The following is a 21,207-nucleotide window of genomic DNA, read 5'->3' as shown; positions in this document are numbered from 1 at the left end:
GATGGAAACCGTCATCAATATGGCGCTGTTGACGCTGCTGGCTGTGGTGACGGTCGCCATGGTCGTTCAGCGCAGCCTGCTGAGCGTGGTGATCCTGGCTTCCATCTACTCCTTCCTGATGGCGAGCGTTATGATCGTGCTCGACGCGGTCGACGTGGCCCTGACCGAGGCGTCGGTCGGCGCCGCCGTCTCTACAGTCCTACTGCTTGCCACGCTTCATCTCACCAAGACCCGCGAAGACATGCCGCGGCACGGCAGAGCCTTGCCGCTCCTGCTGTCGCTGGCTGTTGGCGGAATGCTTGTCTGGGGCACTTTGGTGTTGCCGCCCTTCGGCACGGCGAATGCGCCGATCCATCAGCACGTGGCGCCCCGCTACATCAACGATGTGATGGCGGAGACCGGCGTGCCGAACATCGTGACCGCGGTTCTGGCCGATTATCGCAGCTTCGATACCTTGGGAGAGACCACGGTCATTTTCATCGCCGGGATCGGCGTCATGCTGCTGCTCGGCGGATTGCGGCGGCAGAGTTCCGAGGAAGGCGCCCCGGAGGATCCGTCATGAGCTCCGATCTCATTCTCAGGGTCGGCACCAAGCTCATCCTGCCGTTCATCCTGCTATTCGCCATCTATGTGCAGTTGCACGGCGATTATGGGCCAGGTGGCGGGTTCCAGGCTGGCGTCATCGTCGCGGCCGTCGTGATCCTGATTGCGATTACCTTCGGCCACAATGCCGCCAAGCGGGTCGCGCCGCGTGGCCTGGTGGAATGCATGGTGCCGATGGGCGTGCTGATCTTTGCCGGCACGGGCGTCGCCGGTTTCTTCCTCGGCGGCAACTACCTCGACTATTCGGTACTGTCGCACGACCCGATCCACGGCCATCATCTCGGCATCTTCCTGGTGGAGATCGGCGTGGCGGTGACGGTCAGCGGCACCATGGTTGCCTTGTTCTACGCCTTCGTCGAGCGAGGGCGCTGATGGAAGCATTCCTGGATTTCGCCGATCGCTACAACTACGTCATCACCATCTTCCTGATGATCGCCGGCCTCTACATCGTGGTTGCGCGCAGCAACATGGTGAAGAAGCTTGTCGGGCTGTCGATCTTCCAGACCTCGGTCTACCTGCTCTATCTCGAGCCGGCGAAGATCGTCGGCGGCACGGCACCGATCATCGACCCCGCGTTCACTGTCTACTCGAATCCCTTGCCGCACGTGCTGATCCTGACGGCCATCGTCGTCGGCGTCGGCACGTTGGCTCTCGGCCTCGCCCTCGTGGTGCGGATCAACGAGGCCTTCGGCACGATCGATGACGACGAGATCAAGCCGCAGGACGGCGGCTGATGGAGCTGGTGTCGTCGCATCTTCCCGCCCTGCAGATCGTCATTCCTCTGCTCGGCGGCCTCCTCGCGGCGCTGCTCAGGCGCGGCGTGCCGGCATTCGCGCTCACGCTTGCCGTCAGCTGGATCATGCCTGTCATCTCGGCGGTCCTACTAGACCGAGTATTGACCGGCGGCCCGATCTCCTACGCGCTCGGCGGATGGCCGCCGCCCTGGGGCATCGAGTACCGCGTAGATGTCCTCAACGGCTTCGTGCTGATGCTGATCTCCACCATCGGCGCGGTCATCGTGCCATTCGCCCGCCGCAGCGTGGCCTTAGAGGTCGGGGAGCGGCGCGAGGCCTGGTTCTACTGCATGTATCTTATGTGCCTGACCGGGCTGCTCGGCGTCACCATCACGGGCGATGCGTTCAATGCGTTCGTGTTTCTGGAGGTCTCGTCGCTGTCCACCTACGTGCTGATCGCGCTTGGCCGCGACCGGCGCGCGCTGGTCGCCGCCTTCCGCTATCTCATCATGGGCACGATCGGTGCGACGTTCTATGTGATCGGAGTCGGCTTCCTCTATCTGCTGACCGGCAGCCTGAACATGGTGGACATGGCGGCGCGCCTGGCGGCCGCGCCGCCGGAGATGGCGCGGGCCATGGTGGCCGCACTCGCCTTCCTGACCGTCGGCATCAGCCTCAAGCTCGCCTTGTTCCCGCTGCATTCTTGGCTGCCCGGCGCCTATGCCTATGCGCCCTCCTGGGCGACGGTTTTCCTGTCGGCGACGGCCACCAAGGTCGCGATCTATCTGCTGGTGCGATTCCTCTTCTCCATCTTCGGCATCGCCCTTGATTTCCGCGGCCTGCCGATCGTGGAAATCCTGCTCGCTCTTTCGATCGCCGCGATGTTCATCGCCTCAATCATCGCGGTCTATCAGAACAACCTGAAACGCATGCTCGCCTATTCCTCGCTGGCACAGATCGGCTACATGATGCTCGGGATCGGCATCGGCAATCTGGCCGGGCTCACCGGCGGCCTGGTTCATCTCGTCAACCACGCCATGATGAAGGCCGCCTTGTTCCTGGCGCTCGGCTCGCTGTTCTATCGCATCGGCACCGTGCGCCTGGCGGAGATCGCCGGCATCGGCCGCAAGATGCCGCTCACCATGGGCGCCTTCGTCGTTGCCGGCCTCGGCATCATCGGAACGCCGGGGACCGCCGGCTTCATATCGAAATGGTATCTGGCCGTCGGTGCGCTCGATCGCGGCTGGTGGATCCTGGTCTTTTTGCTGGTTGTGAGTTCACTCATCTCGGTGCTCTATATCGGCCGGGTGATCGAAATGGCGTGGTTCCGCCCGGTGGCCATTCAGGTGGCGGAAGCCAAAGATCCGCCGCTATCCATGCTGCTGCCGCTCCTGATCCTCGCGGCGGCGACCGTCTATTTCGGCATCGATACCAGGCTGACCGCCGGCATCGCCGCACAGGTGGCGGAGTTCCTGCTCGGGGGCCTGCGATGATGGCCCTCAGTCCGGATAGTCTGGCCCAGATCGCGGTGCTCGCCCCCTTCATCGGCGCACTGCTGATTCCGCTCTTCCACAGGGTTCCGAATCTGCGGGAGGCCGTCACCCTCGCAACCGCCGCAGTCTTGTTGTTCACGGTGATTCAGCTGCTGCCCGTGGTGATGCAGGGGCTCCGACCTGGTGCGACGTTGATCGACGTGGTGCCCGGCCTCGCCATCGCCTTCAGGGTCGAGCCGCTGGGCATGCTGTTCGCGCTCATCGCCTCGGCGCTGTGGGTCGTGAATTCGATCTATTCCATCGGCTACATGCGTGCCCATGACGAGCCGCGCCAGACCAGCTTCTATACCTGCTTCGCGATCGCACTCGGCAGCACCATGGGCATTGCTTTTGCCGACAATCTGTTCACGTTGTTCCTGTTCTACGAAGCGCTGACGCTCTGCACCTTCCCGCTGGTCACGCACAAGCAGACTGCGGAGGCGATGCGCGCCGGCCGGCTCTATCTGCTGCTGCTGCTCGGCACGTCGATGGTGCTGCTGCTGCCGGCCATCATCGCGACCTGGTTCATCGCCGGCACGATCGATTTCACACCCGGCGGCATCCTGGCCGGCAAGGCGAGCCCGCTCGCCATCGGCATCCTGCTCGCGCTCTATGCCTTCGGCATCGGCAAGGCCGCGTTGATGCCCGTGCATTTCTGGTTGCCGGCGGCCATGGTGGCGCCGACGCCGGTCAGTGCGCTGCTGCATGCCGTGGCGGTGGTGAAGGCCGGCGTATTCTCCGTGGTGAAGGTCGTCGTCTATGTCTTCGGGCTGGAGACGCTGACGTTGAGCGGCGCTAACGAGTGGCTGGTCTATGTCGGCTCGGCCAGCCTGCTGCTGGCGTCGCTGATCGCGCTCACGCGGGACAATCTCAAGGCGCGGCTTGCCTTCTCCACCATCAGCCAGCTGGCCTATGTGGTAGTCGGCGCCGCGCTGGCGGGCCCCGCCGGCGTGATCGGCAGCGGGCTGCAGATCGCCACCCATGCGGCCGGCAAGATCACCTTGTTCTTCTGCGCGGGCGCCATCTATGTCGCCAGCAACAAGACGGAGATCTCCCAGATGGCTGGGCTCGGCCGCAAGATGCCGATCACCATGATCGCGTTCCTGGTGGGTTCGCTCAGCATCATCGGCCTGCCGCCGTTTGGTGGGATGTGGAGCAAATGGGCGTTAGTACTGGGGGCGCTCGATGCGGGTTATGTCCTGGTGGTCGTGGTGTTGATGGTGAGCTCGCTGCTCAACGTCGCCTATCTGCTGCCGATCGTCGCGCGAGCCTTCTTCCTGCCGCCGCCGGTCGAGCATGAGGCACACGGGGAGCACGGCGAACATGGCGTGCACCACGGGCAGCATGCGGGTGTCGGCGCGCGATTCGGGCTGCAGGAGGCGCCGGTCGCCTGCCTGATCGCGCTCTCCACCACGGCCTTGCTGTGCTTTCTCCTGTTCTTTCAGGCGGACAGGATCGAGCTTCTGCTCCAGGGCATGTTCACGGTTTCGAGCTGAGAGGCGCTGCCAATGTCGGCACATCGCGACCCGAAGGAAAAACGCTACTGGTTGGACGACCCGGCCAATGTCACGCGCCTGGTGCGGGTGTTCTATGTCGTCTGCGCGGCGCTGATCGCGATCGACGTTTTCGTCCCCAAGCACGGCCCGTTCGCGATCGAGCACTGGTTCGGCTTCTACGGTTTCTTCGGATTTCTTGCCTGCGTGGCGCTGGTTCTGATCGCCAAGCAACTTCGCAAGGTCCTGATGCGGCCGGAGGATTACTATGATCGGTGAATTCTCCCCCGGCCTGATCCTGATCCTGGGCGCGCTGTTGGTGCCGTTGCTGCGTGGCCGTCTCCGCGCGATCTACATGCTGGCGTTGCCGGTCGCGGCCTTCGCGCATCTCACGACCCTGCCGCATGGCGACCTCGGCATCATCGAGCTTTCCGGCGTGTCGCTCACGACCCTCAGGGTTGACAAGCTGAGCCTGCTGTTCAGCTACGTGTTCCTGGTCGCGGCGCTGATCTGCGTCATCTATTCGCTGCATCTGCGCGATACGGTCCAGCATGTGGCAGCGCTGATCTATGCCGGCAGCGCCATGGGCGCGATCTTCGCCGGCGATCTGGTGACTTTGTTCATCTATTGGGAAGCGATCGCGATTGCCTCCGTCTTTCTGATCTGGGCGTCGCGCACGGAGGATTCCTATCGCTCGGGCATGCGATACCTCATCATCCAGGTGGGGTCGGGCGTGCTGCTGCTCGCGGGCGTTCTGATCCACTATCGGCAGACCGGCTCGTTGGCCTTCGGTGCGCTGGGGTTGGATACCCCGGGCGGACTGCTGATCTTCCTAGCCTTCGGCATCAAGAGCGCCTTTCCCGTGCTGCATGCCTGGCTGCCCGATGCCTATCCGCGCGGCACGCCGACCGGCACGGTTTTCCTCTCCGCCTTTACTACCAAGGTCGCAATCTATGCGTTGGCGCGCAGCTTCGCCGGTACCGACATCCTGATCCCGATCGGCACCGTGATGGCGGCCTTCCCGATCTTCTACGCGGTGATCGAGAACGACCTCCGCCGCGTGCTGGCCTACAGCCTCAACAACCAGCTCGGCTTTATGGTGGTGGGGATCGGCCTCGGCACCGACCTCGCGCTCAACGGCGCGGTCGCCCACGCCTTCGCCGACATTCTCTTCAAAGGGCTGCTCTTCATGTCTATGGGTGCGGTGCTGTTCCGCGTCGGGACCATCAAGGGATCGGAGTTGGGCGGGCTCTACAAGTCGATGCCGTGGACGACAGGTTTCTGCATCGTGGGCGCGGCCTCGATCTCCGCTTTTCCACTGTTCAGCGGCTTCGTCACCAAGTCGATGATCATGACCGCCGCGATGGAGGAGGGGTACTTCTGGATCTGGATCGTGCTGCTGTTCGCGAGTGCCGGCGTGTTTCATCATGCCGGGATCAAGATCCCGTATTTCGCCTTCTTCGCGCACGATTCCGGCAAGCGCTGCCAGGAGGCGCCGCTCAACATGCTAGTGGCGATGGCAGTGGCGGCGGCGCTGTGCATCGGCATCGGCAGCTTCCCGGACTTCTTCTACACGCTGCTGCCGTTCGAGACCGGCTACCGGCCCTATACGCTGGACCACGTGGTGGCGCAGGTCCAGCTGCTGTTCCTGTCCGCGCTGGCTTTCACGCTGCTGATGCGCACCGGCATCTACCCGCCGGAGCTGCGCTCGGTGAACATCGATGCCGAATGGTTCTATCGTCGCGCAGGACGTTCCTTGGCCGACGGCGCCCGCATGGCAGCGGAGAACGGCTGGAAGTCCGTGACACATGGCATCGGCCGGACCATCTCGGTGGTGATCGCCTATGTTCAACGCCACCACGGACCCGAGGGCCTGCTGGCGCGGCCCTGGCCGGCGGGCACCATGGCGCTTTGGACAACCCTGATGCTGGGCGCCTGTCTCATCTTGTTCTATCTGTAGTCCGCTGCGACCGGCGCGAGATTCGCGAGGAACTGCCGGGTCGCCGCTTCCCACGAGAAGTTCTGGGCATAGAGCCGGCAAGCGGCGCGGGGCAGGGCGATCGCGCGCTCGACCGCCTTCGTAAGGTCCCAATCGAGCGCGCCGACCTCGCCCTCGCGCACCACATCCTGGGGGCCGGCGACCGGAAAGGCGGCGACAGGCAGGCCGCACGCCAGCGCTTCCAGCATCACCAGCCCGAACGTGTCGGTCAGGCTTGGAAAGACGAACACGTCCCCGGCCGCAACATGGCGCGCCAGATCCGCTCCATGCTTGGCGCCGAGGAAATGGACATCGGGATGGTGCGTCTTGAGCGCCGCAAGCTGTGGCCCATCGCCGATCACGACCTTGGAGCCGGGCAGCTTCAGCGCCAGGAATGCGCCGATATTCTTCTCCACCGCCACGCGCCCGACATAGAGGTGGATCGGCCGCGGCAGGTCGAGATCCGCCCGCTCATCAGGCCGGAACAGCTCCAGGTCCACGCCGCGGGTCCAGCGGCTGATGTTGGTGAAGCCGCGTTGGATGAGCTCGTTCTCGATCGACTGCGTCGCGACCATGACGCGCGCCGCCGGCGCGTGGAATCTTCGCACGATGGCATAGGTCCAGGCGAGCGGGATGGCCCACCGCGCAGCGACATATTCGGGGAAGCGTGTGTGATAGGCAGTGGTGAACGGCAGGCGCCGCTTCAGGCACCAGGCGCGCGCCGCGCGGCCGAGCGGTCCTTCCGTCGCGATGTGGATCGCGTCGGGCATCAGCGCATCAAGCCGTTTGCCGAGATTAGCCGCGGGCCAGAGCGCCAAGCGGATTTCTGGATAGGTCGGGCAGGGGACGGTGAAGAACTGGTCCGGCGAGATCACGTCCACTAGGTGGCCGAGGCGCTCCAGCTCCAGCTTGGTGCGCTGCAGCGTCCGTACGACGCCGTTGACTTGCGGCGCCCAGGCATCGGTCACGAGGGCCAGATGCACGGGGCACCCTCAGCGCGCGGCGGTCAGGCTGAGTTCGGGGGACAGCATGGAGAACTGCCGCTTGGCCGCCCATTCGATGATCTCGAGCCTGCCGTCCCGATGTTCGACCAGGGCGGTGCAACTCTCTACCCAATCGCCGTCATTGCAATAGAGGATGCCGTCGATCTCCTTGATCTCAGCTTTGTGGATGTGGCCGCAGACGACGCCATCCAGGCCCCGGCGTCTGGCCTCCGCCGCCATCGCATGCTCGAAGTCGCTGATGAATTTGACGGCGTCCTTGACCCGCGTCTTCAGGAACGCCGACAGCGACCAGTAGGGGTAGCCGAGCGCGACCCGCGCGTGGTTGTACCAATGATTGATGTGAAGACACCAGGCATAGGCGTGATCGCCGAGCTTGGCGAGCCATCGTGCGTATTTGACGATGCCGTCGAACGCATCACCATGGGCGATCAAGAGCCGCCTGCCGTCGGCGGTGACGTGGATGGTCTCGTTCATCATCATGACGCCGCCGAACGCCATGCCGTCATAGTCGCGTAGGGGTTCGTCGTGGTTGCCCGGCACATAGGTGACGCGCGTGCCCTTGCGCGCCTTGCGCAACAGCTTCTGCACCACGTCGTTGTGGCTCTGCGTCCAGAACCAGGAGCGCTTCAGGCGCCAGCAATCGATGATATCGCCGATCAGGTAGATCTCGTCGGCGTCATTGTGCTTCAGGAAATCGAGCAGGAATTCTGCCTTGCAGCCGCGTGTGCCCAGATGGATATCGGAAAGAAAAATCGTGCGGTAGCGGTTGGTCGGCGGCGTCGCCTGCATCTCTCCTGCTTTCCGGCCGTTGCCCCAGTGCGCGAAACCCCGCTTCGCGCGGCTTAGAGCTAGTCGAAAGCAGCAACGGGAAAATGACAGCCAAGTGACCGATTTGAGTCACGGTCAAAAGAGAAGGGCGGCCGGAGCCGCCCTTTTTTCGGTACAGGCATCGAAATGGCGAGCTCAGCCGCCTTCCCCTTCGCCTTCCTCGCCACTTGGCGCGCAGTCTGTGGCGCCGCCTTCCTCGCCTTCACCGCTCTCGGTGGTGCATTCGGTTGCGGTGCCTTCCTCGCCTTCACCGGATTCCTGGGCGCTCGCCTCGTTGGTCAGATCGAGGCCGAACATGCCCGCGGTAACGGGCGACAGGATCTGAGCGGCCGGCAAGGCGCCGCTCGCCATGGCCAAGGCACTGGCGCCAAGCCACAATTTCCATCGATTGGTCATTTCATCCTCCCCCAGTCGGTCCACTTCTAGGCAAGGCGGGATGGGGCAAATGCGACGCATTTGCAATAGGTGGACGCGCCATTCGCGCGACCCAAACCCGCCGGCGGACAGTCAGTCGCCGGAAGGCGCCTGCCCGAGCGGACGTGGTTCTAGTCGCCCGGCGCGGCCAGCTTGGCGATGGCGCTGTAGACGGACTCGCGGCTGGTGGGCGAGCAGCCCATGCCGATGATCCGGCGTTTGAAGCCGCCCCACGCCGGATTCAAGTAGCGCTGGATCGCGACGCACGACGAGGGCAGCCCGCTGATCACGGCGGTGAACTCGGCGGTGTCGTACCCGTTCTTGTTGCCGATGCCCTTCCAGTCCTCGGCCTTGATGTCATTGAAGGTCTCGCGAAAGTTCTGCCCGAGGTTCTGGCGTACCAGATAGAGGCGGGGCGCCGCGACTCGAACCCCGACCACCGTCATGAACATGCGCGGATCATCTCCGCTGATGGTCATGACGTCAATTTCGCTCGCACCCGTTGATCCGCCAGAGCGGACCTGATCGACGGAACGCTGGCAATCGACGTGATACCCCGCGCCGGCGAATTCGAACGACGAAGAGCTGCAATCGATATCATCCATCGCACCCGACGCGGCCACCGGCACGGCCGTGATCGCGGCTAGAAGAAAAGCTGCCGCGGCGTCGACAATCCTGACCCTCATTACCGACACTCCCCCAATTCGCGGACGAAAATCATCGCCGCATCAGCAATAGTGACGGTCGAACCGCTTGAGGGTCAATAGGATTTGATCAGACGAAAGTTGTAGAGGCCATAGTTGGTGTTCGCGGCCAGGTCCTGCAGATTCGTGCGCAGGATTCTGCCTCGGCACCAGCGGCGCGTCAGTCCCCGAGACCGCCGTCATTGACTCCACCGCGAATCGAATCGCCGGTGCTCAAGCCGCCGTTGCCGCTGCGCGGCTGGGCTGGTCGGACCAGGGGCTGGCTGCCGTCGTCTTCGCCGCGTTCATCCGGTGTTGTGGATTCGAAGCTCTCGCCCGCTTCGGCGCAGCCGCCAGGCTCGCCGCATTCGTGCTGGAACCCGCCATGGGGATCGAGGTCGTTGTCCTGCGAACTGCCCTGCTCGGCAAAGGCTGGAACCGGCAGGGTCAGCGCGCCCAGCAAGGCACAGGCGCTGACCCCCAACCAGAGTTGTAGGCGTCGGTTCATGGCTTACCTCTCGCTCTATTCTACAAGAGAACGCACGAGCGGAGCGCGCAGTTGCTCCTCTACTTCACAAGATGGTGACATCACCAAGGTTTCGCCAGTCCGGGTCACAGAGGCGTGTGAAACGCTTCACGCCACCCTGCCGCGCGCGGGGATATGAGGCGGCTACGAGCCGGCGTCACGCCCCGGCCAGCGTCATGCCGTCGATGCGCACGGTCGGGGAATCAGTACCGTACCGAAACAGCAGATCGTTGGCGGGTGTCAGGTTCTGGAACATGTCCTTGAGATTTCCGGCGACCGTCACCTCGGAGACGGGATGGGTCAGCTTTCCATTCTCGATCCAATAGCCGGCCGCGCCGCGGCTGTAATCGCCAGTGACACCGTTGATGCCATGACCGATCAGCTCGGTGACGTAGAAGCCTTGGCGGATGTCGGCCATCAGATCCTCCGGCGTCACCTTGCCCGGCTCCAGATAGAGGTTGGTGGCGGAAGGCGATGGCGGTGAAGAGGTGCCACGCGATGCATGCCCGGTGGTGGTGAGGCCGAGCTGGCGCGCCGAGCGGCAATCCAACAGCCACGTGGTCAGCACGCCATCCTCTATCAAGGCGCGCTTCTTGTTGGCGACGCCCTCACCATCGAACGGCTTGGAGCGCAGGCCGCGCGGCCGATGCGGATCATCGATGATGCGGATACCGCGCGCGAAAATCTGCTGCCCCATCTTGTCCTTGAGGAAGCTGGTGCCGCGCGCGATCGACGCGCCGTTGATGGCGCCGACGAAGTGGCCAATCAATCCGTTCGCCACACGCGGGTCAAAGACAATGGGAATCTTGGCGGTCGCAGCCTTGCGCGGGTTCAGGCGCCGCACCGCGCGTTCGCCGGCCGATTTGCCGAGCGCATCGGGCGCCGGCAGATTCTCGCCGAACACCACGCTGGCGTAGTCGTAGTCGCGCTCCATGGCGGTACCTTCGCCGGCCAGCACGGAGACGCTGATGCCCCAGCGCGTGCCGGCATAGGAGCCGCGGAGTCCATTGCTGGCTGCGAGTGCGACCTCCACGCGGCCCCAGCCCGCTTCCGCGCCTTCGGAGTTGGTGACGCCGGGAACGGCGCGCGCCGCATCCTCCGCGCGCGCGATCATCTCTGTCAGCTCGGCCTCGCTCGGTTCCGCCTTGTCGTCGAGATCCAGGGGGACCGGCGCCTTCACCAACAGGCCCGGATCGGCGAGCCCGCAGAATTCGTCCTCCGGCACGACGCGTGCCATCGCAACAGCGCGGTCCGCCAACTCATCCAACACCTTGGGCTCGAGATCGCTGGTGGAGACGATCGCTTGGCGCTTGCCCACGAACACGCGCAGGCCCAGATCCTGCGCCTCCGACCGTTCCAGCTTTTCCCGTTTGCCCAGGCGCTGCGCGACGTTGAGCGATGTGTCGCGCACCATCAGGCAATCGGCCGCCTGCGCGCCCTTTGCCTTGGCGCGCTTCAGCAAATCTTCCAATATCTGGAGGGGTTCTGGCTTTGCGGTCATATCAGGCTCTTTCGGCTTGAGGCGGCCAAACTAGGCCGGGGGATGGGTGGTGGCAAGCGTCCCGGCAGGATAAACAGATGAACCTGAAACACGTTCTGATCGGCGCCATCGTCCTTGCCGTCTTCCTGCTTGGCGGGCTGTGGCTGTTTCTGCGCCAGGTGCCGCCCAGCCACACGCTCAGCAGCTTCCAGCAGACTTGTATCGAGGGGCAGCGGCGCGGCATCTCCGGCAACGCGCGGCCGCTGGACGATGCGACGGAAACGCGGTTGCTGGCTTTCTGCGACTGCGTGGCAGAGGAGGTGGTCAGCCGGTTGTCACAGCAGGACATCGCCGCCATCGGCCTGGAACAGAGCAGCCAGGCGATCGACGCCAAGCTGGCGGCCATTTTCGCGCGCTGCCGGATGCGCAACCCCTAGCCGGGTAGGGTTTCGACCTCTGCAAGGCCGAACTGCGCCAGGGCTCGCCGCATCGCCGGGTCGCACGCGGCGGAGGTGAGGGCAAGATCGGCTTCAATGCTGCTCCCGCGCGGCAGCGGCAACACGTCCACCACGCGCCGTGCGACCGCCACGCCGGAATCGACCCAGACAACATCCGCTGGCCCGACCGCCTGGAACTCCGCGCGCAGCAGCGGGAAATGCGTGCAAGCCAACACGATGACATCCGGCTGCGTAGCGGCAGAGCGATCGAAGAAGGGCGACAGAATATGCCGTAATCGGTCGCGATCGACTGTCTCGCCCAGCAGTTTCACCTCCGCCATCTGCACGAGCTCTGCCGACCCGACCTTCAACACGGTGCAATCGGCGGCGTAGCGCTGGATGAGGTCATCGGTATAGGGCCGGTTGATGGTCGCTGGCGTTGCCAGAAGTCCGATGATCTTGCGCCTGCTCTGCTGCGCCGCCGGCTTGATGGCCGGCACCACGCCCACGACCGGGATGCTGGTAGCCGCGCGCAATTGCGGCAGGCAGATGGTGCTGATGGTGTTGCAGGCCGTAACGACGAGGTCCGGTCGCACCCGCTCGATCGCGCGGTTCATCACGCCGAGAAAATGCGACAGTAACGCCGCATCCGGCCGCGTGCCATAAGGAAAGAACGCGTTGTCGCACAGATAGGCAAGCCGCGCCTGCGGCATCGCCTTGCGGATCTCGGCGACGATGGTAAGGCCGCCAAGGCCGGAATCGGCGGCCAGGATGACCGGCGTTGCCGCCTCGCTCATGGGGCTATTCAGCCGCCAGTCCGGTCGGGGAGGCGAGCGCCTTGCGGATCAGCGCTGCGGTCTCCTGGCGGCCATAGAGCTCGATGAAGGAACCGAAACGCGGCCCCTGGTCCTGGCCCAGCAGCACCTCGTAGAGCGCCTTGAACCAGGCGCGCAGCTCCGGGAAGGGATGCGCCTTGCCGATCTCGTACACCTGGGTCTGCATATCCTCGCCCGTCGCCTCGGCGGGCGCCGTTTCGAGGTAAGTCAGGAGTTCGCCGAGCGCCTTGCGCTCCAGCTCCGTCGGCGCACGGTACTTCTTCGTGGGCTTCACGAAATCGCGGTAGTAGTTGATCGCATAGCCGACCAGTTTGTCCAGGAACGGTGCGGTCTCCGGCGTTGCCTCCGGGCGGTAGCGCGTGATGAAGCCCCAGAGCTGCGCCTTCTCCTCGGCGTTCGCGACGCTCGCGAGGTTGAGCAGGATGCCGTAGCTGAGGTCCGAGGTCACTTTCGGCGGCTGGCCGTTATGGATGTGCCACACCGGATTCTCCAACCGCTGCGCCGGATTCTCCTGATCGAACTTCGCGTTGAAGGTGATGTAGTCGTCGACCGCGCGCGGGATCACGTCGAAATAGAGGCGCTTCGCCGCGCGCGGCTTCTGGTACATGAACAGGGACAGGCTCTCCGGCGGCGCATAGGCCAGCCATTCCTCGACGCTGAGGCCATTGCCCTTGGACTTGGAGATCTTCTGGCCCTTCTCGTCCAGGAACAGCTCGTAGTTGAAGCCTTCCGGCGGCGGGCTACCGAGGATGCGGCAGATCTTCCCGCCCAGCTCGACCGAGGGGATCAGATCCTTCCCCGACATCTCGTAATCGACGCCGAGCGCATGCCAGCGCATGCCCCAGTCCGGCTTCCATTGCAGCTTGCAGCGGCCGCCAGTGACCGGCGTTTCCACCTCGCTGCCGTCCTCGTCTTGATAGGTGATGGTGCCGGCGGTGAGGTCGTATTTCGTGACCGGCACTTGCAGCACGCGGCCGGTCTTCTCGCTGATCGGCAGGAACGGCGAATAGGTGGCAGCCCGCTCTTCGCGCAGCGAGGGCAGCATCACTTCCATGATCTTGGCGTAGTGCTTCAACACCTCCAGAAGCGCCGCATCGAACCGGCCGGCAGCGTAGAGCTCGGTGGAGGACTGGAACTCGTATTCGAAGCCGAAGGAATCGAGGAAGCGCCGCAACATCGCGTTATTGTGATGGCCGAAGCTTTCGTACTCACCGAACGGGTCCGGCACCTTGGTCAAAGGCTTGCCCAGGTGTTCGGCCAGCATGTCCTGTTTCGGCACGTTGGTCGGCACCTTGCGCAGCCCATCCATGTCGTCGGAGAAGGCGAACAAGCGGGTCGGAATGTCACTGAGGCGCTGAAAGGCACGCCGCACCATGGTGGTGCGCACGACTTCGCCGAAAGTGCCGATGTGCGGCAGACCGGAAGGGCCATAGCCGGTTTCGAACAGCACATAGCCTTTGGCCGGCGGCGCATCCTTGTAGCGCTCGACCAGTTTGCGCGCCTCCTCGAAGGGCCAGGCACGCGCCGCTTGGGCATATTGCCGCTCGGAACTCATCACTTTCCTCAACTAGCAGCTGACAACCGGCCCGAACCTAGTGACTGGCGCCGGGCGGAGCAAGCGATTCAGTGATCAGAAGATCAGAGATCAGAGGTTAACCAAAGCGCGTTGGGAGTTTGCATTGGGCACAGGTTCTTGCGACCAGTCACCAGCCCTATCTGACATCTGACTTCTGATCTCTGATACCTGAATTCCAGCCGAGTTCGGCAACCAGCGGCAGATGGTCGGAGCCGAACTTCGGGCCAAGCGCGGTCCGGAGCAGCGTCACGCGTCCGCGCACCCAGACATGGTCCAACGGCAGGCGCACCAAAGGCGGCAGCCAGACCGGCCAGGAGGGACGCACCTTCCGGTCGTTCGCGAGGCCTGTTTTCCGCTCCAGGTCCTGCAGATAGGAGGACCAGCCGGCCGCATTGCAATCGCCGATCAGGATCAGGTCGTCCGGCGCGGAACGCGCGAGATCGGCAACGGATTCGAACTCCGCCGGAATGCGATGCGCGCGGCTGACGCGCAACGGATTGGTCGAATGGATCGCAACCAGGGTGATCCTGCGCTCGTCGATCATGAAATCGGCGGCAAGGTGGCGCGGCAACGGGTCTTCACCGATACCGCTGGTGCGCAGAACCAGTGGAAATCGCGACAGGATGAGAATGCCATAGACGCTCTCCGGTGCGCATGTGTCGAGCGTGTGCGGGAATCTCATCTCGAGGCTGCGGAAGCGTTCGCGCGCCTCCGGGGTCACTTCGCATAGCACGATGACATCAGCATCGGTCGCGTTCACTCCTTCGACCACGCGATCGAAGTTGATATTCTGGTAGAGCAGGTTGGCGGACACGAGGCGCAGAAGCGGCTCGCCCTCCTTGACATCAGGCAGGGGTTTGCGCGGCCATAACCGCCAACTCCAGTAGCACGCGACGGCGAGCGACAAGGCAGCCGCAACCCAGTCGCTGAGCAGGATGCTGCCGATAAGAGCGAGGAGCCCAAGCTGCCAGAGCTGCAACCCCCAATGCTGCGGCACCCCTAGCAGGGGGCGGCGCGGAAACAGGATCGCCAGCAGACTTGCCACCGCGACAAACGCGACCAGCAGATGCAGGGCAAGCGGCGGCAGCCAGTTCATGCCTTCCTCACGCGGCTCGCGGCGGAATCGCCGGCATTTTGCTCAAGTCCTAACCTCTGTTTACGTCTCATTCACGATCTTTCTTCAGTACTCGTTGATGCCAAGCCGCTTTACTGCGGGCAGGAAGCGACCGAACCAGAAGGATTCCCCCAGTGAGCGGCCAAAGTCCTCTTTTGCGGATCGGCATGACCTGCGCGGCGATCGTCGTCGGATCCGCCATCATCGGCTCGCAGCTCTCCACCAGCACCGATGTTTCCAGGGTGAGTGTCGACATTGCGGATGAAGAGGATGCCGGCGCCGCCGAGGAGAGCGCATACGCAAGTTCTGAGGAAGGCGAAGACGACAGCGAAGACGACGCCGACGAATATGCCGAAGGCAGCGACGAGGATTGGGCCGGAGACGAAGACGTCTCGCAGGCAGACTATGGCCCCGAAGACCAGGGCAACGAACAAGCCGATGAGGAAGATGACGAGGACCGCGGCTTTACCGCGGTCCGCCGCAATCCGTGATTGTACGGACCGCTACGCGTAGTAGCGGCCGAACCGGTTTGCCAGGAAATCGCCCATGTCGCACTGCTCCTGGCGGATGAAGCCCTGTTCTGGCAGCTTGCCGTCGAAGAAGAGATCGACCATCGCCGTGATGCCGGCCGCCGTGGTGATCTGGATGGCGCTCATCAATTTGCCGCCGATCTCCTGGGCATAGATCTTCTTGGCGTAGCTCTCCTGCGTCAGGCGTCCGTCGCGCATGCCGGTGACGACGACAAAGATCAGCACCACGTCCTGATGTGTGATCGGCACGGAGGATTCGAGGATGTCCTTGAGCAATCCGCGCCGCTCCTTCAGGCGCAGATCCTCCAGCAGCATTTTCATGATCTCGCAATGGCCGGGATAGCGCACGGTCTTGTAGTTCAGGCTTTCGACCTTGCCTTCCAGGGTCTCGCACAAGGTGCCGAGGCCGCCGGAGGTGTTGAAGCACTCATAATCGATGCCGTCGAGCGAGAAATGCTCGAGGCCTTCCATCGGCATCACTTCCGTGAGCTTGCCTTCGTAGATGGCTTCGCATGGGTTACAGTATTCGTTGATGAGACCGTCGGTCGACCAGGTCAGATTGTATTTGAGCGCGTTGGCCGGAAACTCCGGTAGCGCGCCGACCCGCATGTGCACTTCGCGCAGGTTGTCGAACCGCGTGGCTAGGTGATTGGCGACGATCGAAATGAAGCCCGGCGCCAGCCCGCATTGCGGTGCAAAGGCGACCTCAGCCGTCTTGGCGATCGCCTTTACCGCGCGCGTCGTCTCCACGTCTTCGGTCAGGTCGAAGTAGTGCGCGCCGGCTTCGGCGCAGACTTTCGCCACACCGGGATTGAGGAAGAAGGGCAGAGCGGACAGCACCGCATCCTGTCCCTCGGCCACTTTGGTCAATGACGCGCGGTCGCTGACGTCGATCTGGTGAGTCCTGGCCCGGGCGCCGGCTGCCTGCTTGAGAAACGTGGCATTGCTGTCGGCGACGGAGATCTCGTAGGCGCCGGTGGCATGGAGCAGATCGACAATGGCGCCGCCGATCTTGCCGGCGCCGAGGATCAGAACTTTGCGGGTCATCAGATTTCCTTTGGGTACGCCACCGACGCGGCGGCGAGGCTGAATGGTTCCGTAATAATAAGACCTTGGCAGGGCTTGCCTTAAGCCGGCGAAAGGTGAAAAAAGAGGCAACAGACCGGCGAATCGACGGGGGATTATGGCAAAACGCAATTTGGACGACACCGACCGCCGCTTGATCTCCTTGCTGCGGGCGAACGCGCGGATGCCGACCGCCGCTTTGGGGCGGCATCTCGGCCTCTCGCGCAGCGCGGTGCAGGAACGGCTGAAACGGCTGGAGCGCGACGGCGTCATCACCGGCTATACCATCGTGTTGGGCGAGACTGCGGAGCATCCCGGCGTTTCTGCCCACGTGCTGCTGACCCTCGACCCCAAATTCCAGGACCGCGCCATGGCGGCGCTCAAGGGTCTGCCGGAGGTCTCGAGCTGCTACACGGTGAGCGGGGTGTATGACGCGGTCGCGATGGTGCGCGCGTCCACGTCGGCGCATCTCGATGAGGTCCTGACCCGCATCGGGCGATTGCCAGGCATCACACGCACGACCTCGGCGATCCTGCTCTCGACCATGTTCGAGCGAGGATAAGGAACGATTCGTCCTACGCCCCCACATTCGTCATGGTCGGAGCAAGTCCGGCCATGAATGAAGAGCGTGGCGAGGACGGAAATGCGCCAGGGCGACCGCTCAAAAATCCCCGAACGCCGCGATCGCGGCCGTGTCGTAGCCGCGGCTGGCGATGAGCAGCTGGCGCGAGTAGGCGTGCAGCAGGCGACCTTCGCTCAGCTCATCAGCGCTCGCGGTCTCCACCACTTCGCCCGTGCGCATGATGGATAGCCGTGAACACATGTGCGCAACGACGCCGAGATCGTGGCTGACCAGCACATAGGTGAGGCCGAGCTGCTGGCGCAGGTCGGTGAGCAGGTTCAACACCTCCGCCTGGATCGAAACGTCGAGTGCCGAGGTCGGCTCGTCCAGCAGCACCACCTTGGGTTCCAGGATGAGGGCGCGCGCGATCGCGACGCGCTGGCGCTGGCCGCCCGATAGCTGGTGTGGATAGCGGAACCGGAACACTGGCCCGAGGCCGACACGGTCCAGCGCCGCGCGTACCCGCGTCTCGACATCGTCGAAGCCGTGGATGGTGAGCGGCTCGCTCAAGATGCGATCCACCGTGTGCTTCGGATGCAGCGAGCCAAACGGGTCCTGGAATACCATCTGGACCAGACGGCGCAAGGCACGCGGGCGCTTGGCGCCGAGCTTCTGTCCGGTGATCGCCATGTGGCCGGACCAGAACGGATTGAGCCCGGCCAATGCGCGCAGGATGGTCGATTTGCCCGAACCGGACTCACCAACCAGCCCGTAGCTTTCGCCCGGCGCCACGGTGAAGCTGACATTCTTCACCGCATCGACACGATCCTTGCCAAGGCCGAAGCTGATGGAGAGGTCCTCGATCTCGATCATCGGCTGGGTCATGATCCGACCGGCTCCATCCAGCTGGGGTCACGCTGCAACACCGGCAGCCGCGACCGCCGATGGTCGATTTCCGGCGGACAGGCGAGCAGGCCGCGCGTGTAGGGATGCTTCGCTTCGGTGAGCTCGCTGGCGGTCAGCTTCTCCAGCACTTGCCCCGCATACATGACAAGCGCGCGGTCACAGAAGGTGCGCACCAGGTTGAGATCGTGGCTGATGAAGATGAGCCCCATGTGTCGCGTCTTCACCAGATCGTCCAGGATCGCCAGCACCTGGAGACGCACCGTGACGTCGAGTGCGGAGGTCGGCTCGTCCGCGATCAGCAGCTCCGGCTCCGCCATCAGCATCATGGCAATCATGGCGCGCTGTCCCATGCCGCCGGAAAGCTCGTGCGGCCAGGCGCGGAACACGCGCTCCGGATCGCGGATGCGTACCGCCGCCAGCATGCCGAGTGCGTGCTGGCGCGCCGCCGCGCCTTCCTTGATGTCGCGCGCAGCTTCAAGCAGCTGGTCGCCGATGGTCATGACGGGATTGAGCGAATATTTCGGGTCCTGCATCACCATCGCGATGCGCTTGCCGCGAATCCTGCGCCATTGCTGCTCTGCGAGGCCGAGCAGGCTCTGGCCGTGAAACGCGAGTTTCTGCGCCGTCACCTTGCCGGGCGTCAGACCCAGGATGGCGCGGCCGGTCTGCGACTTGCCGGACCCGGATTCGCCGACGATGGCAAGCTTCTCGCGCCCCATGGTGAAGCTGACATCGCGCACCGCGTGCACTTCGCCGACGGGGGTGTTGAAGCGGATGTTGAGCTTCTCGACTTCGAGGATGGGGTCCTTATCCATCACCCCTCCCGCGGGTCGAGCACGTCGCGCAACCCATCGCCGATCAGGTTGAAGCCGAGGCTGACGACGAAGATCGCGACACCGGGATAGGTGCAGACCCACCATTGCTCCAGGATCTGCGTGCGGCCCTCGGAAACCATGGCCCCCCATTCCGGCTGCGGTGGGGCAACGCCGAGACCCAGGAAGCCGAGGCCCGCCGCGATCAGGATCACGCCTGCCATGTCGAGCGAGACGCGCACGATCAGCGATGGCATGCACATCGGCATGATGTGGCCGATGAGGATCCGCAGGTCCGAGGCACCGCTCAGCCGCGCGGCCGCGACAAAGTCCGTGCTGCGCACCGTCAGAGTTTCGGCACGGGCGATGCGGGCGTACGGCGGCCAGCTGGTGAGCGCGATCGCCAGCACGGCATTCTCGATACCAGGGCCCAGGGCCGCCGCGAAGGCCAAGGCCAGCACCAGCTTGGGAAAGGCGAGGAATGCGTCGGTCAAGCGCATCAGGATTGCTTCGGTCTTGCCGCCGAGATAGCCGGCGGTCGCGCCGATCGCGATGCCGACCGGTGCCGCGGTGATCGCCACCATGAAGATGATGAGCAGGGTGGTGCGCGATCCGAAGATGATGCGGCTCCAGATATCGCGCCCCTGCTGGTCGGTGCCGAGCCAATGCGATTCGCCCGGCGGCTGCAGGCGGTTGCCAAGGTCGCCGGCGATCGGATTGTGCGGCGCGATCCAGGGAGCGAACAGCGCCAGAAATACCAGGATCCCGACGATGATGAGGCCCAGCATGGCGAGCGGATTGCGCGCGAACGTCACCCAGCTGAGATACGTGCGGCTAAGCCGCGCCTGCAGCCGCGAATGCGGCGTCTCCGCCAGCAGCCACCGGCGCCATCGCGGCGGCGTAACGGCAATCGCCCAGTCGGTCATGCGTGCCTCCGCCGCACGGACGCACCCGTTCTCTTCGACCTCATGGTCGGACCAAGTCCGACCATGAGGGTATTTTGCATGGAGGAGCGGTGCATCATCGCGCCCTCGGGTCCAGCACGCGGTAAGCGACGTCGGTCAGCATGTTGATGATGATGAAGATCATGCCGACCACGATGGTACCGCCCAGCACGGCGGGCATGTCCTGGCCGAAGATGGAATCGGTGATGTAGAGGCCGAGGCCGCGCCACGCGAACACCGTCTCGGTCAGCACCGAGCCTTCCAGCAGGTTGCCGTAGGAGAGCGCAATAACGGTCAGCAGCGGCACCAGGATGTTGCCCATCGCATGCTTCCAGATGATGCGCCGCTCCGGCACGCCTTTGACGCGCGCGGTCAGGATGTATTCCTGGCGCAGCTGTCCCAGCATGAGCGAGCGAGTCATGCGGCTGATGTAGGCGAGCGAGAAATAGCCGAGCAGCGAGGCCGGCAGGATCAGGTGGCCGAGGGCGTTCTTGAACAAGTCGATGTCGCCGGCGATCAGCGTGTCCACGGTCATGAGGCCGGTGACCGGCGTCACCAGCTCCTCATAACCGAAATCCAGGCGCCCAGGTCCTGGCAGCCAGTCGAGCTTGGCGTAGAACACCAGCAGTCCCATGAGGCCGAGCCAGAAGATCGGCACCGAATAGCCGATCAATCCGAAGAAGCGCACCAGGTGATCGATGTGGGTGTCCTTGCGCACCGCAGCCCACACGCCGAGCGGAATGCCGAACACCACGCCGATGATCACGCCGCAGGTGGCCAGCTCCAGGGTCGCCGGGAACACACGTAGCAGCTCTTCTGCGATCGGCTGGCCCGTGCGGATGGAGTTGCCGAGGTCGCCCTGCAGCACGTTGCCGAGATAGATGCCGAACTGTACCAGCAGCGGCTTGTCGAGGCCGAGCTGGATGCGGGCCTGCTCGATGGTCGATTCGGAGGCGTGATCGCCGACGATCGCCAGCACCGGGTCGGCCGGCAACAGGCGGCTGATGACGAAGGTCACCAGCAGCAGGCCAAAAAGGGTCGTGGCGACCGACAGGACAACGCGGGCAAATGACTTCATGGATGCGAATAAAAAATGCGACCGGCCGGATTCGTTCCCTTGCGGAAGCGAAGCCAGCCGGTCTGCGAGCAG

Annotated in this window: 24 protein-coding genes; 10 read left to right on the top strand and 14 right to left on the bottom strand. The window is 64.0% G+C overall.

The annotated features are described in order from the left end of the window. Position 1 precedes the first annotated feature (1 nt). Genes DTX69_RS02570 through DTX69_RS02540 form a run of 7 tightly spaced genes read left to right on the top strand, consistent with a single transcriptional unit; the run spans position 2 to position 6,322 of the window. On the top strand, positions 2-562 hold the full coding sequence (locus tag DTX69_RS02570) for a DUF4040 domain-containing protein (RefSeq protein ID WP_119299901.1): 561 nt from the start codon (positions 2-4) through the stop codon (positions 560-562). Next, positions 559-975 (top strand): Na(+)/H(+) antiporter subunit B, encoded by a 417-nt coding sequence (locus DTX69_RS02565; protein ID WP_119299900.1) that lies wholly within the window; start codon positions 559-561, stop codon positions 973-975. Before DTX69_RS02570 ends, DTX69_RS02565 begins: the two co-directional genes overlap by 4 nt. Then, positions 975-1,337: a cation:proton antiporter subunit C gene (locus tag DTX69_RS02560; RefSeq protein WP_119299899.1), complete on the top strand. Its 363-nt coding sequence runs from the start codon at positions 975-977 to the stop codon at positions 1,335-1,337. Before DTX69_RS02565 ends, DTX69_RS02560 begins: the two co-directional genes overlap by 1 nt. Further along, entirely contained in the window at positions 1,337-2,830 is a 1,494-nt protein-coding gene (locus tag DTX69_RS02555) for a monovalent cation/H+ antiporter subunit D family protein (RefSeq protein ID WP_284735498.1), read from the top strand. Before DTX69_RS02560 ends, DTX69_RS02555 begins: the two co-directional genes overlap by 1 nt. Continuing rightward, positions 2,827-4,365 carry a proton-conducting transporter transmembrane domain-containing protein gene (locus DTX69_RS02550; RefSeq protein WP_119299898.1) on the top strand — a complete coding sequence of 513 codons (1,539 nt, stop codon included), beginning with the start codon at positions 2,827-2,829 and terminating at the stop codon, positions 4,363-4,365. The genes DTX69_RS02555 and DTX69_RS02550 overlap by 4 nt, the downstream gene beginning before the upstream one ends. A gap of 12 nt (positions 4,366-4,377) precedes the next feature. Then, complete coding sequence (locus DTX69_RS02545; RefSeq protein WP_119299897.1) at positions 4,378-4,641, top strand: hypothetical protein; 264 nt, start codon at positions 4,378-4,380, stop codon at positions 4,639-4,641. After that, positions 4,631-6,322, top strand: coding sequence for a Na(+)/H(+) antiporter subunit D (locus DTX69_RS02540; RefSeq protein WP_119299896.1), 1,692 nt, complete (start codon positions 4,631-4,633; stop codon positions 6,320-6,322). The genes DTX69_RS02545 and DTX69_RS02540 overlap by 11 nt, the downstream gene beginning before the upstream one ends. Here the strand turns inward: DTX69_RS02540 and DTX69_RS02535 are convergent. The 6 genes from DTX69_RS02535 to DTX69_RS02510 all read right to left on the bottom strand — a co-directional run bounded on the left by DTX69_RS02535 (position 6,313) and on the right by DTX69_RS02510 (position 11,296). After that, positions 6,313-7,323, bottom strand: a complete 1,011-nt coding sequence (locus DTX69_RS02535; RefSeq protein WP_119299895.1) for a glycosyltransferase family 4 protein — start codon at positions 7,321-7,323, stop codon at positions 6,313-6,315. The two genes, DTX69_RS02540 and DTX69_RS02535, sit on opposite strands and share 10 nt — an antisense overlap. A gap of 9 nt (positions 7,324-7,332) precedes the next feature. Beyond that, entirely contained in the window at positions 7,333-8,133 is an 801-nt protein-coding gene (locus DTX69_RS02530; RefSeq protein WP_119299894.1) for a UDP-2,3-diacylglucosamine diphosphatase, read from the bottom strand. 174 nt (positions 8,134-8,307) lie between these two features. Beyond that, on the bottom strand, positions 8,308-8,568 hold the full coding sequence (locus tag DTX69_RS02525; RefSeq protein ID WP_162916544.1) for a hypothetical protein: 261 nt from the start codon (positions 8,566-8,568) through the stop codon (positions 8,308-8,310). A 149-nt stretch (positions 8,569-8,717) separates the two neighbouring features. Further along, on the bottom strand, positions 8,718-9,215 hold the full coding sequence (locus DTX69_RS02520) for a hypothetical protein (protein ID WP_162916542.1): 498 nt from the start codon (positions 9,213-9,215) through the stop codon (positions 8,718-8,720). A 235-nt stretch (positions 9,216-9,450) separates the two neighbouring features. Continuing rightward, positions 9,451-9,777: a hypothetical protein gene (locus tag DTX69_RS02515; protein ID WP_162916540.1), complete on the bottom strand. Its 327-nt coding sequence runs from the start codon at positions 9,775-9,777 to the stop codon at positions 9,451-9,453. Positions 9,778-9,952: 175 nt separating this feature from the next. Next, positions 9,953-11,296, bottom strand: coding sequence for a TldD/PmbA family protein (locus DTX69_RS02510; protein ID WP_119299890.1), 1,344 nt, complete (start codon positions 11,294-11,296; stop codon positions 9,953-9,955). Between the two features lie 77 nt (positions 11,297-11,373). Here DTX69_RS02510 and DTX69_RS02505 point away from each other — a divergent pair, with 77 nt between their 5' ends. Next, positions 11,374-11,712: a hypothetical protein gene (locus tag DTX69_RS02505; RefSeq protein WP_119299889.1), complete on the top strand. Its 339-nt coding sequence runs from the start codon at positions 11,374-11,376 to the stop codon at positions 11,710-11,712. Here the strand turns inward: DTX69_RS02505 and murI are convergent. The 3 genes from murI to DTX69_RS02490 all read right to left on the bottom strand — a co-directional run bounded on the left by murI (position 11,709) and on the right by DTX69_RS02490 (position 15,220). Next, positions 11,709-12,509, bottom strand: coding sequence for a glutamate racemase (gene murI / locus DTX69_RS02500; protein WP_119299888.1), 801 nt, complete (start codon positions 12,507-12,509; stop codon positions 11,709-11,711). The two genes, DTX69_RS02505 and murI, sit on opposite strands and share 4 nt — an antisense overlap. Before the next feature lie 4 nt (positions 12,510-12,513). Beyond that, positions 12,514-14,103, bottom strand: a complete 1,590-nt coding sequence (locus DTX69_RS02495; RefSeq protein WP_119299887.1) for a lysine--tRNA ligase — start codon at positions 14,101-14,103, stop codon at positions 12,514-12,516. A 157-nt stretch (positions 14,104-14,260) separates the two neighbouring features. Then, positions 14,261-15,220, bottom strand: a complete 960-nt coding sequence (locus tag DTX69_RS02490) for an endonuclease/exonuclease/phosphatase family protein (protein WP_119299886.1) — start codon at positions 15,218-15,220, stop codon at positions 14,261-14,263. A gap of 152 nt (positions 15,221-15,372) precedes the next feature. Between DTX69_RS02490 and DTX69_RS29950 the strand changes: the two genes are divergently transcribed. Beyond that, positions 15,373-15,729 (top strand): hypothetical protein, encoded by a 357-nt coding sequence (locus tag DTX69_RS29950; RefSeq protein ID WP_162916538.1) that lies wholly within the window; start codon positions 15,373-15,375, stop codon positions 15,727-15,729. A gap of 12 nt (positions 15,730-15,741) precedes the next feature. Here DTX69_RS29950 and DTX69_RS02480 read toward each other — a convergent pair whose 3' ends face one another. Next, complete coding sequence (locus tag DTX69_RS02480) at positions 15,742-16,815, bottom strand: saccharopine dehydrogenase family protein (protein WP_119299885.1); 1,074 nt, start codon at positions 16,813-16,815, stop codon at positions 15,742-15,744. A gap of 136 nt (positions 16,816-16,951) precedes the next feature. Between DTX69_RS02480 and DTX69_RS02475 the strand changes: the two genes are divergently transcribed. After that, positions 16,952-17,395 carry an Lrp/AsnC family transcriptional regulator gene (locus tag DTX69_RS02475; RefSeq protein WP_284735497.1) on the top strand — a complete coding sequence of 148 codons (444 nt, stop codon included), beginning with the start codon at positions 16,952-16,954 and terminating at the stop codon, positions 17,393-17,395. A gap of 99 nt (positions 17,396-17,494) precedes the next feature. On the opposite strand, the gene DTX69_RS02470 is transcribed toward DTX69_RS02475, so the two are convergent. From DTX69_RS02470 to DTX69_RS02455, 4 genes are all read right to left on the bottom strand, one after another. Continuing rightward, positions 17,495-18,280, bottom strand: coding sequence for an ABC transporter ATP-binding protein (locus DTX69_RS02470; RefSeq protein WP_119299884.1), 786 nt, complete (start codon positions 18,278-18,280; stop codon positions 17,495-17,497). Then, positions 18,277-19,116: an ABC transporter ATP-binding protein gene (locus DTX69_RS02465; protein ID WP_119299883.1), complete on the bottom strand. Its 840-nt coding sequence runs from the start codon at positions 19,114-19,116 to the stop codon at positions 18,277-18,279. Before DTX69_RS02465 ends, DTX69_RS02470 begins: the two co-directional genes overlap by 4 nt. Then, positions 19,116-20,039: an ABC transporter permease gene (locus tag DTX69_RS02460; RefSeq protein ID WP_119299882.1), complete on the bottom strand. Its 924-nt coding sequence runs from the start codon at positions 20,037-20,039 to the stop codon at positions 19,116-19,118. The genes DTX69_RS02465 and DTX69_RS02460 overlap by 1 nt, the downstream gene beginning before the upstream one ends. A gap of 94 nt (positions 20,040-20,133) precedes the next feature. Continuing rightward, complete coding sequence (locus DTX69_RS02455; RefSeq protein ID WP_119299881.1) at positions 20,134-21,135, bottom strand: ABC transporter permease; 1,002 nt, start codon at positions 21,133-21,135, stop codon at positions 20,134-20,136. Positions 21,136-21,207 lie beyond the last annotated feature (72 nt).

The organism is Dongia deserti, assembly GCF_003574735.1.
GTDB classification, from domain to species: Bacteria; Pseudomonadota; Alphaproteobacteria; order Dongiales; family Dongiaceae; genus Dongia_A; species Dongia_A deserti.
The sequence above is the reverse complement of the archived record's forward strand: the minus strand, read 5'-3'. Positions and strand labels throughout refer to the sequence as shown.